The following is a 17,199-nucleotide window of genomic DNA, read 5'->3' as shown; positions in this document are numbered from 1 at the left end:
GAACAAACGGCCGTCCGAATGGGTGCGGCCGTTTTGTTCGTTTAACGTAATTGCGGCTTCCTCATAGATGCAGCCACCATATTCCGGCACATTCGGGGAGCCGAACCCAATGATTCGCTTTGACCCGTTCCGCCAATTCGGCTCCGAAGAAAAATTCGGCCAGCTCGACGGCTTGCCCGATATGCTCGAATTCGTAATCGGTACGAATCCATTTATGGGAAAACCCGTACACGTTCGTTAATGCGGAATAGTAGCCGCGAAGAAAATCGGGAGCGTCCGGAGCGTCCGTGCCCGTCCCCAACGTCTCCAAAATGACGACCGTTCCGCCGGGCCGGAGCACCCTCTTGATTTCCCCGATAATTTCATTTAAGTTGCGCTCCCATTCCGGAACGTTCGTGTTGGTCAAATAACAGAGGCTCCAACCGGACACGACGAGATCCGCGCTATGGCGCTCCAAGGGCAGCTTCCGATGGTCGGCCGCTTCGGTTCTCCAGCTGGTCAGCCCCGTCTGCGCCAGCTTGCGGGCGGCAATATCCAGCATGGCCCGCGAGGCGTCCAGCGCTACGATAGACTTTGCCCTTGGCGCCAATGTCGCGGCTAGCCTTCCCGTTCCGGCACCGAGATCCACGACGTCCAAACCGTCGAATTTTTTTATTTCCCCAATTACATGGGCCAATCCGGGCTGTTTGGAAATGAGCAGCTCGTACTGCTGCGCTTTTTCCAAATAAATGTTCGAATGATCCGGCAACATGCATTCCTCCTTCGTTTGTGTACGTCCCCATCGTAAGGGTTGACGTTACGAGAAGGTCAATCCCCGCTTTGCCTTTTTCGTTCTAACGGATCGGTACCGCGTACACGATATGCAGCAGCTCGTTAATCCGCTCCGCCTTGACGATGTAATCGCGCTTCTCCAGCCATTCCGCAACGTCAGGCAGCAGCGCGTAGCCGCTGTTATCGGGAAAGCTGTCGGCATGCGACGCTCTTGCATGTTCATCTTGGAACAGCAGGTCGGCTATGCAAATACGGCCGCGCGGCTTCAGCACCCGGCGCATTTCCTCCAGCGCGAGCCGGATTTGACCGCCGGACAAATGGTGCAGGGCAAAGCTCGACACGATAAAATCGAACTTCCCCTCCGTATAAGGAATCGCGAGCAAATTGCCGATCCGCGTCTCCACCTGCGGAAATTTCTCGTTGCACTGCTTCAGCATTTGCAGAGATTGGTCCACTCCCGCCATCTTGGCGCCCTGCCGCGCCAGCATGCCGGCGAGATTTCCCGTCCCCGTTCCGAGATCCAGGCCCTCTTCGTTCGACCGGGCCGAGGTCCATTTCGCTACCAGCTCCAGCGCCTGCGTATAATCGGAGAATTCGCCCGAATGACTCTCGACCCGCTGATCATGCGTGGAAGCCAAACGGTCATAGCCCCATCGGTCGCGCCATTCGCCGCGCTCCTCCCGCAATCGTCTGGATAACTCGGCAATCCGATACATCGCTTCCACGGGAACCGTCTCGCGTTCATTCGTCAGCGCCAGCATCCGGTCGGCCGTTTCAATCATTTGCTTCAATTCGATCCATTTGGACGCCATCCCGGAGCGTTGAATTTCCAGATTGCGCCGAATGGCATCCCGGTCGCCGGCGCTGCTTGCCGTAATCGTCCTGCGAATATCCTCCAGCGGCATCCCCGCCTCCCTGAGCGCGATAACGGTCTGCAGCCGCCATACGTCGCTCTCGTCGAAGGTGCGGTATCCGCTGCTATCTTTAGCCGGCGCCAGCAAGCCTTTTTCTTCATAGAAGCGGATCGCTCTCGACGAAATATTGAGTTTTTCGGCAATTTCCTTGATTTTCAACCCGAACCGCTCCCTTAACCTTTACCTGTAACGTTGCCGCAGCGTCAATGCAAAAAGCGGGCACAAAACAAAAAAGCTCAGTTCGCCTGAGCTTCAAAATACTTTATGTTTAATTTCCGTCTCTTGATTTCCGCCAGCAGCAATGTTACGAATTCCCGGTCCAGCTTGAGGTCGATCGCCTTGTAGTAGGAGTCCAGCAATGCTTCGTTGCTCAATGTTTTCATGTCCGTCACCTTACTTCTTACCTGTTTTTCTATATGGTAACATGGCGCCACAAGCGGAACAACCGCACCGTTGTACACATGAAAGTGTGGATATCTTGTGGGCACTATGTTGATAACTGTCTAAATATGTATGCGGAACAGGTCGAATAATGTGTATAAAGTTATCAACAGCCGCGAATGGCGATGGTGCCATAAAAACATTTTATAGGAAATTTTGGGTTGGTAGATTTTGTTGATAGATTAGTAGGGAAAAGGGCGACGGCACCATCCGTATGCCAACGGCGCATCCATAATGCGAGGAGTTGAATTCGATGAATGATAACGGATCGGCAGCAAATCCGCCTACAACCTGCAGTCATCGACAGGCGTTACACGACAACACATTGCCTGTACTAGCGGTACTGAATTCCGTACTGGTCTCGAATCTCGTGAAACTCCTGAATATAACGGCTAGGGCTTCCGTTATTTTGATCTCTCGGGGTGAAAATGGACAGCGAATAGCATATTAGAGGAATGCTTTTCCGTTATTTTGCCGTCGGCCCTGCTTTCGGGGCAATAACGTACGTCAGTTCCGCTATTTATTGGATTCGCGGTCTCGCAAGCACCGGTGAAGGCGTCAACTCTCCCACGATCATGCGAGATGTACTCTATATGCCGAATTATGCCGTCGTACGAAGAAAAGACCGAGCCGTCATCATTCCGGCTCGGCCACCTCCCATGCGATACTCAGCTTGCGGTCCGCCCATTGGCGCACGACCGCCTCCGCCGCCGCCTCCACCTCTTCCTCCGACAGCTCCTCCAGCTTGTCGTCCTCGATCTCCACGACGTCTTCCTTTACTTGCTCGCCGCCCACGGATAAACTGATTATGATTTTCATATGATCCTCCAATGCCGTCAATTACCGGCTATTTGCCTCTCTATCAAGCTATTATACCTTTTTTTTCTAATAAAAAGACATAATCGGGTTTTCCGTTTCGTGCCAACATCCGTTACAATAGGAAATGGAGGGGAATGAAGGATGGAAATTGATGCACTGGAACCATTTTTAGCGGAACAGAGGGGAAACCGCAACCGGCTTTACGCCCTGCTCGGCCGTTTGCCTGCGCGCAACCGGCCGATCTCGGCGGAAACGGTCATGACCGAAGACCGGGGAACGTACACGCTTACGAAGCTGTCGCTCGATTTGAACGGAATCGAACCGGTGCCCGCCTATTTGCTGCTGCCGAAGCAGCCGAAGCCGGGCCGGCAGAAACCGCCGGTCATCGTATACCATCATTCGCACGGCGGCTACTACGGCGTAGGCAAGGAAGAGCTGCTTCATCCCGCTCCCTACTTGCAGCAGCCCGGCTATGGGGAAGCGCTGACGCAGCGGGGATATGCGGTGCTCGCCATCGACAGCTGGGTGTTCGGCGAACGCAGCGGACGGAGCGAATCGTCCGTCTTCAAGGAAATGCTTTGGCACGGACGCTCCATGCTGGGCATGATGCTGTACGATTCCATTCGCGCCGTCGACTATGTCGTTACGCGTCCCGAAGTGGATGCGGGGCGAATCGGCACGGTCGGCATGTCGATGGGCAGCACGATGGCTTGGTGGCTCGGCGCTCTCGATACGCGGATCAAGGCGGTCGCGGATATTTGCTGCCTGACCGACTTCCAAGCTCTGATGAAGGACGGCGGCTTGGACCGTCACGGCCTGTACTATTATGTGCCCGACCTGCTTACCCAGTTCACGGCTTCGCAAATCAACGCGCTGATCGCGCCGAGGCATCATTTGAGCGTAGCCGGCGATGCCGACCCGCTTACGCCGGTTGAAGGTCTCGAGCGGATTGACCGTGATCTCAAAAATGTATATGGCTCCATCGGAGCGGCGGATGCCTGGAAGCTGCTCCGCTATGATGCGGCGCATCAGGAAACGCCCGAAATGCGCGAGGAAGTGCTTGCCTTCTTCGACCGCGTCCTGTAAAAGTCTTGATCGTAGTCTTAAGTACATCCGATCTTAAAGGTTGCTTGATTCTGTACAGAAAGTCGCACTTCGCTTAACCGCTTTAGCGAAGTTAAACTTTCCATAACGTTCAAAAAGCCGTGTATCGACTTTGCCAGTCGATACACGGCTTTTTTGTCCGATTTCGCTCAACCGAGCTTCCGGCGGACGAACTCGAGCGTCTTCCGGTTATGGTAGCCGAGGTGCTCGTGCCCCATGAACGGGTAAGGGTGAATTTCCTTCTCGCACGTCAGCCGGTTGTATGCGGCATATACCGTCTCCGGCATGCAGATCGTATCCTTCAGTCCGACGGATACGATAACCGGAATGCGAATGCGCTCGGCCAAGTTCATGATGTCGAAATAACTCAGCGTATCGAGCACGGCATCCAGCCGGTCGGGAAATTCATTGACGAACGCCGACAGCTCGGTGAGCGAGCCCGTCGAGTTCAGCATGCCGAAATCCATATGGCACATATTCGGCACGTTAGCCACCGCGATGGCGGGCGTATCGCTTAACGCGGCAGCCAGCAGCGCCAGACCGCCCCCTTGGCTCGATCCTTCGACGACGATCCGCGACGGATCGACCTCGCTTTGCCGGCTCGCCCATTCGACCGCCTTGATGCTGTCGATCGCGATGGCCCGGTAATAGCAGTTGTATTTGTCCATGATACCCTGGCTGATCCAGCCTTTCGTCATGCCGTGGGCGCTCGCCAGACGATTTCCCGTGTCGCCTTTTTGCCCGCGCACGTCCACCGCGAATACCGCATATCCGAGCATCAGCCATTGCGCATACCGTTCCGGGTATCCTCTTCCGCCCGTATAGCCATGAAACGTAACGACACAAGGAAGCTTGCCTTCCCTCTCCGCGCGCGGGACTATGTACCAGCCTGCAATCGGGGTATCGTCGAATCCCTCGTACCGCACGTCGTATACGTCCGCCAATGGAAACAGCGGCTCCATCCCTATTTTCGTATCGTTCAAAGGCTTGTCCGCAAAAAACGCCAGCGTCTCCGACCAGAACGAGTCCAAATCCCCTGGAACGTGCCTGTCGGGCCGGTATGCTTCCAATACGGCCAGCCTGTTTTGTATCGCATTCATAATCTCGATCCTCTCCATTTCAAGCGATGTAGTCCAACATCCATCATACGACGTAACGGCAAGACGGGCAATGCGGAACGAGTCCGGTCCGGTCCAGCTTCTTACTCCCCACGAACCCCTATGTTCGGAGGGTTCCGAAACAAACAAAATGAGGATTCGGGCAGCGCGGCCGGAATGTCTCGGAGGATACGGCAACGCATATGTGCAATGATCTTCCTTGGCTACGCTTGGGAGGACTTAGGGAGCAAGAAAGCCCGTAGACAACGGGACTGATGAAACAATGCAGTTTGAGCCAAGGCGAGTCATCCCCCTGTGGCTGGGCCAAGCCGAACGGAACGCCAACAAAATGCCAAGTGAAGCAAGGTAGCACCCGAAAGGGCGGACTGTGCGAGGAACAAGCTTCAACTCTATGGTTTGCAGCCTGTTGGCGTGTTGTTTGCAACCATCGATCACCGTTGAACTATCGTTTCCCATTAACGAAAGGTGGATCACCGTTAAATCTCGAACAATCCCCTGCGAATCAAGTTTGCGGTAATCGGCTGTTTGCCAATTTCTCGCGACCATACAGACAATTGGCCGATGTGGTGGATCTCATGGGCGATAACATGTCGCATAATCTCCCCATATTTGAAGTACTCCCATTCGCCTGTATCGTCGTTTTGGTCGGACAAAATACGAGTTTCCATGCCGCTATTCCAATCGTAGATGAATGGAGCGATCTCCGCATGGCAACGTGCTGAAAAATCTCTTAACTTTTGCACGTCGGCACAGTCCTCGAATTGAGGCTGATTTCCTTGCAAACCGCTTATCCAGCTGTACTCGACGTCCACAATGTGAAACAGCGTATAGAGAATGCTGCCCGGGCCGCCTTTGCGTTTTTTCAGCAACTCTTTCTCGGTCACCGAGTCGCACCAGTCAAACCAATCTTTGCGCACTTGCCAGTTATATTCGAATAGTTTCAACATGGCATACAGCCTCCTGTATTTTTTCCATGACGAGGGTCTTGCTGTAATTCCTACTTACTAATTTCGCAGTAATTAATCGTTAAAGTATTCGGGAGATCATTGAGCAATCCTGCCCGTATAACTTCGATAGTTTGCTAATGTTGCCGACTCAGATTTTGCTGGTCCGTCCCTGCGGCTTTAAGCCGCACCACTTGCCTTTGCGGTACTGCTGAGCCAGCGCTCGAGCGTTCGTACACTGATGCTTGTTTTGGTGCTGACAACCAGGTCAACCTGTAGACTGGCCTGAACTTTGACGCTCCAAACGGCTCCCGCAGCCGATGCCACCAGACTGGGAGATACCAGCAACGCCAAGAAAAGCGAAGCGAATTGCTCCCAGAGGCGATCAGACTCTCATTCCGCACGAAAGGATGCGCCGCGCCTGTTAGTGGATGGACGGAAGCAAAGCGCATGATGCCATTCAACAGCAACCTGTTCCGACTGCCGGGCTGTGGCTGGCTCCGGGATTCTTGCAACTGCTTTCAGCGAGTTTTTGTTTGCAAGCTGTTGAACGAAAAGTCCAAAGAGGGCTGCAACAGGTCGCCATCCAGCAGCCTGTCACAGCCCCCAAACCCGCGTCCGATGCGGCCTCTCGGCGCTCATTCTTCTCCCGTCGCTACCGGATTGTCCGCGTAGGAAAAATCCAGTCGCTCCAGCTTCTTACTCCCTCATGAACCTCCATGCTTGAATAGTTCCAACGCAGAAAAATAGGGGTTCCGATCAGCGCGGCGGGAATGCCTCGGAGGATAAGCCAGCGCCCGTGTGCAACGACCTCCCTTGGCTACGCTTGGGAGGACTTAGGGAGCAAGAAGCCCGTGGAGGACGGGGCCGACGAAACCATATGGTTTGAACCAAGGCGGGATCCGTACATTCGACTGCGGGCGATTCATCATCTGGAGAAAGGGTATATCATCATTTTCTCGGGAAGGAACAGGCAACCTTATGTGACGACAGATTACCTGTCCGTCCGATCGAGGTAAATTGCGAAGCATTGTTGGTTGCTAAGCAAGGCGTCGATAGGGAACTGGAGGCAGACCGAAACACAATGAGCACGCCAGCAAGTACAGTGCGCTCCATTTTAACGACATCATTCAGCGGGACTTGAAGGTGGTAGGCATGTCCGCTTTTATTTTGGCGCGGGAGTACGGATTGCCGATTCATGTATTCAATTTCGACCGGCCGGTTTCGATGAAAGAAGTATGCGAGGGCAAGAAGACCGGGACAATTATCAGTCAGGACGATACGCTTATATACGACGAATAGAGGAAGTTTCCCAAATACCCGTTGCCAGTCATCCTCCTAAGGGGCGCGGTGGACGAACCGTTAGGCGCTGGAGTTTGCAGAGGGGTTATGGATAAAATTTTGCCATTTGCGGGTACTTCTCCATAAATAACTCATTTACCTTGTGGAGTTTTTCTGTATACTCGCGATAAGCGCCGGCTTATGATCTTTAAATTTGCGATAAAAATTTCGTAGTATCCGCTGTTTTGCTGGAATTCCATAAGCAACTGCTGCATTTTGTATGCTGGTGTTGATTGATAGGATTCCGAAGTACGGAAGACCATATACGCCTCCAATTCCTTTTGATGATTCATGATGTACTTATCGGTATCGTCGATTGCGTCTTGTATCGTGCTGTGTATGTTTTCGACGTCTTCAGCCTCCATCAAAGGTATGATGTGTTCTAAATCGTTTTCCATTTCCTTCGTTATCGTTAGATGATCGAGAAAATGGACAATCTCGTTGTAAGCTTTTTGTTTCTTGGCGCTACCCAGCGTTTCCTTTAAAAATGGACCAAAATGCATAGAAAAATGCATCCCATACGCCCCAGGGAAAGCCTGCACTAATTTTTCTTTGATTGCAACCGCATGATCCAAATGAGAGTTAATATATTCCATTCCTTTATCGATATCGTAGTTTTCAACTAGACGGCACATTCCCCGCATAGCCTATGGCTGCTGCTTGAAAAACTCAACTAACGCAGGAACAAAACGCCTTATCGCGAAAATCGGCTAATAACCCCGCGCTGAACAAGACGCCAGGATGCCAAGAAAATTACTGGAATACGCTGAACGGCTGCAAAAGAACGTCAGAGACGACAAGGATGTCGTGTTGCCGGTTATCACGTCAGCGGAAGCAGTAGCAGCACACGTTCGTCCCTAAACCTCTGTCACCATAAACCGCTCACCACCAAAATTCGTGGCGGGGTTGTGGATAAATAATGCCATTGATCTTTCCGCTCATTCAACAACAACCTACCCCAACTGCCGGACTGTGGCTGGCTCCAGGGTTCCTGCAACTGCTTTCGTCAGATTCTTGTTTGCAAGCTGTTGAACGGGAAGTCCAGAAAGGGCTGAAACAGGTCATCAATCAGCAACCTGTCATAGCCCCCAAACCCGCGTCCGACGCGGCCTTACGCCTTCTCTTCTTCTCCCGTCGCCACCGGATTCCCCTCATACGAAATCCAATCGCTCCAGCTAGATTCCATGCCGGCCGCCCCGTCTATACGGTCATCCTCACGGGCAAGATGCTGGAATGCGGAAGCCAGACTGTCCGTAAATTTTAATTGAATCGATCCATGCCGCTCGACTTGTCTAGCTGCTGCAGTCTCTTTGACGGCTTCGGGCAGCACGACAACAATCCATCGCAGGTGCGCATGTTGGAGGATCGGCAGAGCGTTCAACATCGAGTCCAGAGTGGCGACCGTCCTTTCGGCGATAATCCGATTATCGATCAGAAGGTGAAGGGGCTGCGTCGCCTCTTGCAAAGCCATGTGCGCATCCGCAGCGATATCCCGGAAATCCTCCATCGTTACCACCGGTTCAAAATGCGTCAAAGCCAAAATATGATTTTGCACCAGCCACCCTGCTTTATAACGCATGCTTAACTCCCCTTTGTTATGTGGTCAAATATATTGTCGACTATATGCCCATAGCGCCTCAGCTTCATGGCCTACGGGCAAAGGAACGCGGAAACGCATTGGGCGATCCTGCTTCCAATGCACCCCCGAATGCTTCTCCAAGATCAGCCGACCCAGATAAGCGCTGCCTTTGGCTAACGGCTGGCCGAACATTCGAGACAACAATCGGAACAGCAACGATGCCTCTTGGAACAAATTCGTTCGAACGATTCCCGGATAGCAGGTATGCACGCGCAACTGCGGATATCGCTTGGCGAGCTCGGAAGCATAGAGATCGACCGCAAGCGCTGCCTTCATCGCGGATGATAGACCGGCTTGTGGTTCAGCCCAAGAGGTCGAAGCATTCTTGTGGACGCCATTACCTCCTACCATAACGATGCATCCGTCAGGTACGATCTTGTTCTGCTGAAGAAGGATCTCCGATAACGCGAATTTACTCAAATAGTTTGTTGCGAAAGTCGTCTCCAACCCTTCATTGGTCAGCCGTGCCTCTTTGTCGGTATATATTCCTCCCGCACACAGCGCCAACGCATTAATCGGTCCTTCTAGCTGTTCCGCTAATCGACGTACATCCGACATCTTGGACAGATCTGCATTGAGGTAGTCCGCCCCCAGCTCGGCGGCAATCTTCTCGCCTTGGGTTCGATTACGACCGACGATCGTTACCTCCCAACCGCGTTCCGCGGCAAAGCGCGCCGTCCCGTAACCGATTCCGCTTGTTCCTCCAGTAACTACGATTCGCATAATGCCTCCCAGTATTAATTAGGATACTAGCTATAAAACAAACGTTATTCATCTTCATACTTATAAACGCACCATCGCACTCACCCCCTCTTTAATCGTTAGGACCCTAGCTATAGGCGTAGGCGAAAAGCCCCTATTAATAATATTCCTTATCCCCTAGATTCTTGGCCACTCGTTGCAGCCATTGTCCCAGCAAATCTCTCTCGGCTTGCGTGAACCCTTTAAGCATCTCGTTCTCGAATTCCAGAATAAGACCGACCAGCTTTCCGAACACCTCGTTGCCCTGCTGCGTGAGCGTCACAACGTTAGCCCTTCCGTCCGTATGGCTAGGCTTGCGGGAGATGTATCCCCGAGCCTCCAGCTTATCTAATATTCCGGTCAAAGTCGCGGATGTAATTCCACTATGATGCTGGAGCTTCTGCTGCTCCAATCCCCCGGATTGAGCCAAATAGCCCAGGATCTCGAATTGCGAAGTCGTCAGATTGAATGCGCTTAACCGCACGTCAAGCTCTTTGCGCATAATAATATAGGTTCTTTTCAAGTAAAGGATGGATTGAGACATGCGGTATGGCTCCATTCTGAGATCGTGTCGATATTACTAGCATCCTAATTATATATTGGATATTTCCAGAATGTCAACCGACCTCGCTTCATAAGTATCTCAAGTTGTGCTTGTCGTTCAGCTTAGACAGGCTTAAGTATAACGAGCATGTTCGCTTGGTCGGCTACGCCCGCTCTGTTAGTACTTTCAGGAGTGATGCGTTGACTCCTTGTTGACTCCTTGTTGACTCAGAACATAGAAAAATACATCGCCCGGGCATGTAAGCGACATGGCGATGTATTCAACGGCACATATTGCTATATGTTTTTCGGTTCTTCCTCGTCTCTCACGGCTATCGGGTTGGTTGGGTCGCTGATCCAGTCGCTCCATGTTCCCGCGTATGGCTTCCCTCGGTTCTATCCATACTAAAGCGGAAAATAGAGGAAGGGCGGAAACGGCCATGAAGCCGATCGTTCGAATATATACGGGCGACCTCCAGCGAATCGCGCGCAATTGGGCGGCAGCGGTCATCGTGCTGGGGCTCGTCGTGCTTCCGTCCCTTTACGCATGGTTCAACATTTTGGCGTCGTGGGATCCGTACAGTCAAACCGGAGGCTTGCCGGTTGCCGTCGTCAATCGCGATCAAGGAGCTTCCATGCGCGGGAAGGCGCTCAATCTCGGCAACGACATCACCGAGTCGCTCAAGGACAACCGCAATATCGGCTGGACGTTTACCGGAGAGGAGCAGGCGATCCGGGGCGTCGAGCATGGAGACTACTATGCCTGCATCATTATTCCGGACAACTTCTCGGCCATGATCGGCACCGTGCTGTCGGATAATCCGCAAAAAGCCGAGCTCGTTTATTACGTAAACGAGAAAATAAACGCGGTATCGCCGAAAATTACCGGCAAAGGCGCAAGCGGAATTATCGAGCAAGTAAACCGCGCCTTCATCCAAACGGCCAACGGGACGATCTTCCGCATCTTTAACGATATCGGAATCGAGCTGCAAACCGAACTGCCGACCATCCTGACGCTCAGGGATGCCGTCTTCCGGCTGGAGGCGATGCTGCCGGAAATCGGGCAAGCCTTGGCAACGGCGGCCGCCGATATTGGCAAAGCGGAAGAAATCGTTGCCGCGGTGCAGGCTCGCCTCCCCGTTATCGCCCAGCTGGCGAAGGACGGCGAACAACTGGCCGACCGGCTGGCATCGGCGCTGGAAAGCGGCTCTAAGGCGGCGGAGGCGGCCGGGCCGGACGTGCTGCATAACCTCCAGCTGCTGAAGGCGACGGCTGATGCCGCTGTGCAGTTGACCGAGCTTCTGCGCGACGGCAACGCCGATACGGCTATCGTGTCGGCCGGGCTGGAACGGCTGTCGCGGAGGCTCGCGATCGCTTCCGACGTCTCCGGCTCCCTGCTAGCCTTGATGGAACGGTTGGCCGGCTTTGCCGGACAGGAGAAGCTGATGCCGGCCACCACCAGGCTCGGACAAGTCCGGACGGCGTTCCAGCGGCTGAAGACGTCGGCCGATGCGGCGCGTACCGCTTTAGGCAAAGGGGAGAAGCCGTCCGAGGAGCTGATTGCCGGGATGGAGAAGCTGTCGCGGGAAGCTTCCGATCTGCTGGGGGATGTGCTGAGCCGATATAAGGCGGAAATCCAGCCCGCGATCGTCCAAGGGCTGGACAAAGCGAGGCAACCGGCGCAAGCCGCCCTCGTCGTATTGCAGGAAGCGAACAGAAGCATTCCCGACGTGCAGCGTATCGTAGGCGAAGCGGCGGAAGGGCTGGCCGTCGGGCATGGAACGCTGCAGGACATTATCGGCCGTATGCCGGCAGCCTCGGACAAAATCAAAGGACTGGCCGACCGCATACGCGCCATGGAACGGCAAGGAAGTCTGGAAGAGCTTATCGGCCTGCTGCGCAAGGACGCGTCCAAGGAAAGCGAATTTTTCGCGGAGCCGGTCGTTTTGCAGGAGCATCGGCTGTTTCCGATTCCGAACTACGGCTCGGCGATGTCGCCTTTTTTCAGTACGCTGTCCTTATGGGTCGGAGCGCTGCTGCTCGTCTCGCTGCTGACGGTCGAGGCGCATCCCGAAGGCGAAGCCCGGAGCCATCATGTTTATTTCGGACGCTTCCTCACCTTCGGCACGCTGGCGATTCTCCAATCGTTTTGCGTGACGATCGGAGATATTTGGCTTCTGGGGACGTATGTCGCCGATCCCGGGGCGTTCATTTTATACGGGGCTTTGATCAGCGCCGTATTCATGTGCATCGTATACACGCTCGTATCCGTATTCGGCAACGTCGGGAAAGCGTTGGCGATCGTGCTTCTCGTGCTGCAGCTGTCGGGCTCGGGCGGAACGTTCCCGATCCAGGTCACCCCCGCCTTTTTCCAGGCGATTCATCCGTTTCTGCCTTTCACATATGCCATAAGCATGATGCGGGAAGCGGTCGGCGGCATCGTGCGGGATGTGGTCGTCATGGATTTGTGCATGCTCGGCGTATTTGCGCTGCTTGCGCTGGTCGTCGGCCTTTCGCTGAAGGAATGGATTAACCGGGCGGGCGCGAAGCTTGTCCGGAAAGCGAAGGAAAGCGGCATGATTCATTAGAACATGACGCCGATATCCGAAGCGAAATCCAAAAACGAAAAAATTTTCCATGGAACGATTTACATGCGAACATGTGTGCTGTATATTAGAAGCTATATGAAAGCATCGTTCGCAAAGGAGCCGTCGACGCTATGGAAAGCGCCATCACTATCGCCTACAAGGAAGCTTTGCAATCGTTCGTGGAAAGGGTCCGGCAGGACGACCAGATCATCGCCGCGATTTTGCTGGGGAGCCTGTCCTACGATCAGGTGTGGGAGAAATCGGACATCGATATGAAGCTGATCGTTCACGACCAGAAGCTGGCCAAGCACGCCATGTGTTTTGTCGAGAACGGCATCCCGATCAACGCCGGCATCCATACCCGGGACGAATTCAAGCGCTGGGTCGAGAAATCGGTGTCCACCTCCTTCAGCCATTCCTACTTGCTCAGAGGGACGCTGCTGTTTACGAAGGACAAGTCGCTTGAAGACTATTTCGCGAATATCCGCTATATCGGCGAGCGCGACCGCCAGCTCCAGCTGCTGCAGCTCGGCTGCCATCTGCTCGCGATGCTGGCCAAGGCGGAGAAATGGTTTTACGTCAAGCACGATCCGGCATACAGCGCATTCTGGCTGATCAAGATGATCGATTCGCTGGCGCAGATCGAAGTGATCCGGGGCGGCGAAGTCCCGATGAGGGAATGCGTGCAGCAGGCGTCGGCTCTCAATCCCGAATTTTTCCGCGATATTTACAGCGGACTCGTCGGCGGGAGTGTCGATGCCGATAAAGTCGAATCCTCGCTCGAACGGGTCGTCGCGTTCGTTCGGGAACGGGAGCTGGAGCTTTTCAGACCGATCATGGACTATTTGAAGCAGGAACGGGACGCACGCTCCATCTCGGAAATGTCGGATAAGCTCGGGACGATCGTGCGGCTCGATGCCGGCCTTCTGGAGATGGCGTGCAGCTGGCTGACCGAGCGCGAATATTTGACGCAGATCCCGATGAGCGTCAAGCCGACTCCCAAGAGCAGGCTTTTTCTCGACGAGCCGGGGTATATGCTTCAGGATGAGGATGACTTTGTGTAATTATGTGGAGTGAACTCCAATGAGTCGGCCAATAGAAGAAACGAATCCCTATAATCGAGGGGCTCCCCCGAAAGTATTCGGAACGCGCTTCGAAGGCCGGATTCACTTTTGGGGGACCGGAAGGGAGCGATCGACTTAATATGAAAACGAGTATCGAGGTCAGAGGCGCCAGACAGAACAATTTGAAAAATATCGACGTGAACATACCCCGCGACCGGATGACGGTCATTACGGGCGTCAGCGGCTCGGGCAAATCGTCGCTTGCGTTCGAGGTCATATACGGGGAAGGACAGCGGCGTTTTCTGGAATCGTTGTCGACATTCGCCAAAAGCCGGATGAATCAATTGAAGAAGCCCGATGTGGACTTCGTCTTCGGGTTGTCCCCGGTCATCGCGATCGAGCAGAAGAAAGGCAACCAGAATCCCCGCTCCACCGTCGGCACGATGACAGACTTGTACGATTTCCTGCGCCTGCTGTTCGCTTCCTCCGGCGAAGCCTGCTGCCCGTTCTGCCGGCATCCGATCGAGACGAAGAACGTCAACCAGATGATCGATCACGTCCAGGCGCTGCCGACGGGAACGGAGCTGGAGGTGCTCGCGCCGATCTTCAAGCTGTATGACGAAGACTATCAGACGCTGTTTGACGAAATTCGCTCCAAAGGCTTCCGCACGGTCAAGATCGATGGCGCGAACCATAATCTAGGCGACCCCGTGGAGCTGGACGAGGAAACGGATTACCAGATGGAAGTCGTCGTGGATAAGGTGGTCGTAGCGCCGGGCTTGTTCAAATCGCTGGCCAAAACGATCGAGAACAGCTTGAGCCTGATCGGAGACGGATTTATCCGGTTCGAGATTATCGGGTCGGCTGGTAGCGTTGCCGCCGGCATGAAAGCGTTTTATCAAAACTTCGGCTGTCCGGAGCATCACCTCGTGCTGGGCGAGCTGCATCCGTCCTATTTCTCCTTCAACGATCCGAACAGCGCCTGCCGGACATGCGGCGGAATAGGCACCTATTTGAGAACGGAGAAACGGTTCCTCATCCGGAATCCGGAGAAGAGCGTCAGCAAAGGCGCGCTCGATCATTCCCTCTATGGGCCGAGCACGAAGAAGTCTTACCGCGGCATGATCATGCACAGCCTGTTCGCCCATTACGGGTGCAGCCTGGACACTCCTTTCCGCGAATTGCCCGAGGACTTCGTCGATATACTGTTCAACGGGACGAGGGGCGAGCAGTTTCCGCTGCTGTTGACCGATACCGATTCCCGGCACGCGAAGCGGCAGGTCGGACAGCTGAGGCGTTATCACGGGCTCGTGGCCGAGGTGAACCGCTGGTATAAATGGTTCGTCAAGAAAAGAGCCGGCAGCGGCGGAGGCGACAACGAGTTTTTCAAACGGGTTATGGTCGAGAACAGCTGCCCGGACTGCGAGGGAAAGAAGCTGAAGCCCCAGCGGTTCTGCGTGCGGATCGGCGGCAAAGATATTCACGACCTGTGCAGCATCCCGCTGAAGGAGCTGAAGTCATTCCTTGACGACGTCTCGTTTCCGGACCATAAGCGGCAGGTGGGTATGCAAATCGTCAGCGAGATCGAGTCCAGACTGGCGCTATTGATCGATATCGGCTTGGAATATTTGAATTTGGGCCGCAGGTCCGACACGATCTCCGGCGGCGAGGCGCAGCGCATCCGGCTGTCCACGCAGATCAGCTCCGGTCTGATGGGCATGCTGTACGTGCTGGACGAGCCGAGCATCGGGCTGCACGCGCGGGACAGCCTGAAAATCGTCCAGACGCTGAAGAAGCTGCGCGACATCGGCAATACGATCATCGTCGTGGAGCACGATATCGATACGATCCGCAGCGCCGATCACATTATCGAGATCGGACCGGGTCCCGGCGAGCGGGGCGGCCAAGTCATCGCACAGGGCACGGCCGGCCAGCTGCGCAAGTCGAAGCAGTCGCTGACGGGGGCGTTCCTGTCCGGAGCGAGACGCATCGAGGTGCCTTCCCAGAGGAGGGTCCCCGCCGGATTGTTTCTGCGCATCCGCGGGGCGCGGGCCAACAATTTGCGCAATGTCGATGTCGACATCCCGCTCGGCGTCCTGACCTGCGTTACCGGCGTCTCCGGCTCCGGCAAGAGCACGCTCATCAACGAAGTCATGTACAAGCAATTGTACGCCGTCTTCCAGGATCAGCGCATCGTACCCGGCGAGCATGACTCGATAGAAGGCTCCGAGCATTTGACCGGCATTATCAACATCGACCAGTCGCCGATCGGACGAAGCACCCGTTCCAACCCGGCTACTTACGTCGGCTTCTTCGACCGGATCCGGGAGCTGTTCGCGGAATCGGAGGACGCCAAGGAACGGGGGCTCGGCAAAAACGAATTCAGCTTCAACCAGAAGACGGGCCGGTGCGAGAGCTGCCAAGGGGAAGGCGTCGTGACGACCCAGCTGCAGTTCATGGCCGACATCGAATCGGTATGTCCCGCCTGCAAAGGCGCCCGCTTCAACAACGACGTGCTGGAGGTAAGGCTGAAGGGCAAGAACATATCGGAGGTGCTCGATCTGAGCATCGAAGAGGCGGTCGCGTTTTTCAGCGATCAGGCTTATATTTTGCATAAGCTGAACGTGCTGAACCAATTGGGGCTCGGATATTTGAAGCTTGGCCAATCGTCCACGACGTTGTCCGGCGGCGAGGCGCAGCGAATCAAGCTGGCGACGGAGATCGGCAAGCTGAAGCGCGGGTCGCACAACTTGTACATACTCGACGAGCCTACGACGGGCCTCCACCTGCACGATATCCAGAAGCTGATCGATTGCCTCAATCAACTGGTGGACAACGGGCATTCCGTCCTTGTCATCGAGCATCACCTCGATGTGATCAAAGTGTCGGATTACTTGATCGACATGGGACCGGAAGGCGGCAAGGGCGGAGGCTCCGTAGTGGCGCAAGGCACGCCCGAGCAAGTGGCCGCCGTAGAGGAATCGCATACGGGGAAATTTCTGAAAACGGTGCTGGCGTCCGAGAATCGGTACTGGCATGAGCCGGTGCTGTCGACGAAGTAAGCGGGATGCGTAACATGCGGTTCGTCGCGGGAACCGTACGAAATGACGGGGGCTCGATCGCCCCCGTCATGTAACGCTGCAATTCCTCTGACTCTATTTCCATGTCGTGG

The 17,199-nt window shown here is 54.6% G+C and carries 15 protein-coding genes; 5 read left to right on the top strand and 10 right to left on the bottom strand.

Annotated elements, in window-relative coordinates; all coding sequences use genetic code 11:
- Positions 1-61: 61 nt before the first annotated feature.
- The 4 genes from FE784_RS34325 to FE784_RS34310 all read right to left on the bottom strand — a co-directional run bounded on the left by FE784_RS34325 (position 62) and on the right by FE784_RS34310 (position 2,945).
- Positions 62-748, bottom strand: a complete 687-nt coding sequence (locus tag FE784_RS34325) for a class I SAM-dependent methyltransferase (RefSeq protein WP_139606774.1) — start codon at positions 746-748, stop codon at positions 62-64.
- A gap of 85 nt (positions 749-833) precedes the next feature.
- Positions 834-1,844 carry a MerR family transcriptional regulator gene (locus FE784_RS34320; RefSeq protein WP_139606763.1) on the bottom strand — a complete coding sequence of 337 codons (1,011 nt, stop codon included), beginning with the start codon at positions 1,842-1,844 and terminating at the stop codon, positions 834-836.
- A gap of 77 nt (positions 1,845-1,921) precedes the next feature.
- Positions 1,922-2,068: a sporulation histidine kinase inhibitor Sda gene (gene sda, locus FE784_RS34315; RefSeq protein ID WP_139606762.1), complete on the bottom strand. Its 147-nt coding sequence runs from the start codon at positions 2,066-2,068 to the stop codon at positions 1,922-1,924.
- Positions 2,069-2,762: 694 nt separating this feature from the next.
- On the bottom strand, positions 2,763-2,945 hold the full coding sequence (locus tag FE784_RS34310; RefSeq protein WP_139606761.1) for a hypothetical protein: 183 nt from the start codon (positions 2,943-2,945) through the stop codon (positions 2,763-2,765).
- A 141-nt stretch (positions 2,946-3,086) separates the two neighbouring features.
- On the opposite strand from FE784_RS34310, the gene FE784_RS34305 reads away from it, so the two are divergent.
- Positions 3,087-4,031, top strand: a complete 945-nt coding sequence (locus FE784_RS34305; RefSeq protein WP_139606760.1) for an alpha/beta hydrolase family protein — start codon at positions 3,087-3,089, stop codon at positions 4,029-4,031.
- A gap of 167 nt (positions 4,032-4,198) precedes the next feature.
- On the opposite strand, the gene FE784_RS34300 is transcribed toward FE784_RS34305, so the two are convergent.
- Positions 4,199-5,149 (bottom strand): acetylxylan esterase, encoded by a 951-nt coding sequence (locus FE784_RS34300; protein ID WP_139606759.1) that lies wholly within the window; start codon positions 5,147-5,149, stop codon positions 4,199-4,201.
- Positions 5,150-5,643: 494 nt separating this feature from the next.
- Positions 5,644-6,114 (bottom strand): DinB family protein, encoded by a 471-nt coding sequence (locus FE784_RS34295; protein WP_139606758.1) that lies wholly within the window; start codon positions 6,112-6,114, stop codon positions 5,644-5,646.
- A gap of 1,152 nt (positions 6,115-7,266) precedes the next feature.
- On the opposite strand from FE784_RS34295, the gene FE784_RS41290 reads away from it, so the two are divergent.
- Positions 7,267-7,413, top strand: a complete 147-nt coding sequence (locus FE784_RS41290) for a hypothetical protein (RefSeq protein WP_176706716.1) — start codon at positions 7,267-7,269, stop codon at positions 7,411-7,413.
- 131 nt (positions 7,414-7,544) lie between these two features.
- Here the strand turns inward: FE784_RS41290 and FE784_RS34285 are convergent, their stop codons facing one another.
- The 4 genes from FE784_RS34285 to FE784_RS34270 form a co-directional block, all read right to left on the bottom strand.
- On the bottom strand, positions 7,545-8,087 hold the full coding sequence (locus FE784_RS34285) for a hypothetical protein (protein WP_176706715.1): 543 nt from the start codon (positions 8,085-8,087) through the stop codon (positions 7,545-7,547).
- Positions 8,088-8,563: 476 nt separating this feature from the next.
- Positions 8,564-9,031, bottom strand: coding sequence for a hypothetical protein (locus FE784_RS34280; protein ID WP_139606756.1), 468 nt, complete (start codon positions 9,029-9,031; stop codon positions 8,564-8,566).
- A gap of 24 nt (positions 9,032-9,055) precedes the next feature.
- A complete protein-coding gene (locus FE784_RS34275; protein ID WP_139606755.1) occupies positions 9,056-9,814 on the bottom strand; it encodes an SDR family NAD(P)-dependent oxidoreductase in 759 nt (252 codons plus the stop codon).
- A gap of 136 nt (positions 9,815-9,950) precedes the next feature.
- Complete coding sequence (locus tag FE784_RS34270; protein WP_164821447.1) at positions 9,951-10,376, bottom strand: MarR family winged helix-turn-helix transcriptional regulator; 426 nt, start codon at positions 10,374-10,376, stop codon at positions 9,951-9,953.
- Positions 10,377-10,815: 439 nt separating this feature from the next.
- Between FE784_RS34270 and FE784_RS34265 the strand changes: the two genes are divergently transcribed.
- The 3 genes from FE784_RS34265 to uvrA all read left to right on the top strand — a co-directional run bounded on the left by FE784_RS34265 (position 10,816) and on the right by uvrA (position 17,089).
- On the top strand, positions 10,816-12,963 hold the full coding sequence (locus tag FE784_RS34265; protein ID WP_139606754.1) for a YhgE/Pip domain-containing protein: 2,148 nt from the start codon (positions 10,816-10,818) through the stop codon (positions 12,961-12,963).
- 131 nt (positions 12,964-13,094) lie between these two features.
- Positions 13,095-14,027 carry a hypothetical protein gene (locus tag FE784_RS34260; protein ID WP_139606753.1) on the top strand — a complete coding sequence of 311 codons (933 nt, stop codon included), beginning with the start codon at positions 13,095-13,097 and terminating at the stop codon, positions 14,025-14,027.
- 140 nt (positions 14,028-14,167) lie between these two features.
- On the top strand, positions 14,168-17,089 hold the full coding sequence (gene uvrA / locus FE784_RS34255; protein ID WP_139606752.1) for an excinuclease ABC subunit UvrA: 2,922 nt from the start codon (positions 14,168-14,170) through the stop codon (positions 17,087-17,089).
- Positions 17,090-17,199: the final 110 nt, after the last annotated feature.

Source organism: Paenibacillus hemerocallicola (assembly GCF_006265175.1).
Classification (GTDB): Bacteria; Bacillota; Bacilli; order Paenibacillales; family NBRC-103111; genus Paenibacillus_AB; species Paenibacillus_AB hemerocallicola.
This window is presented reverse-complemented; position numbering and strand designations above follow the sequence as displayed.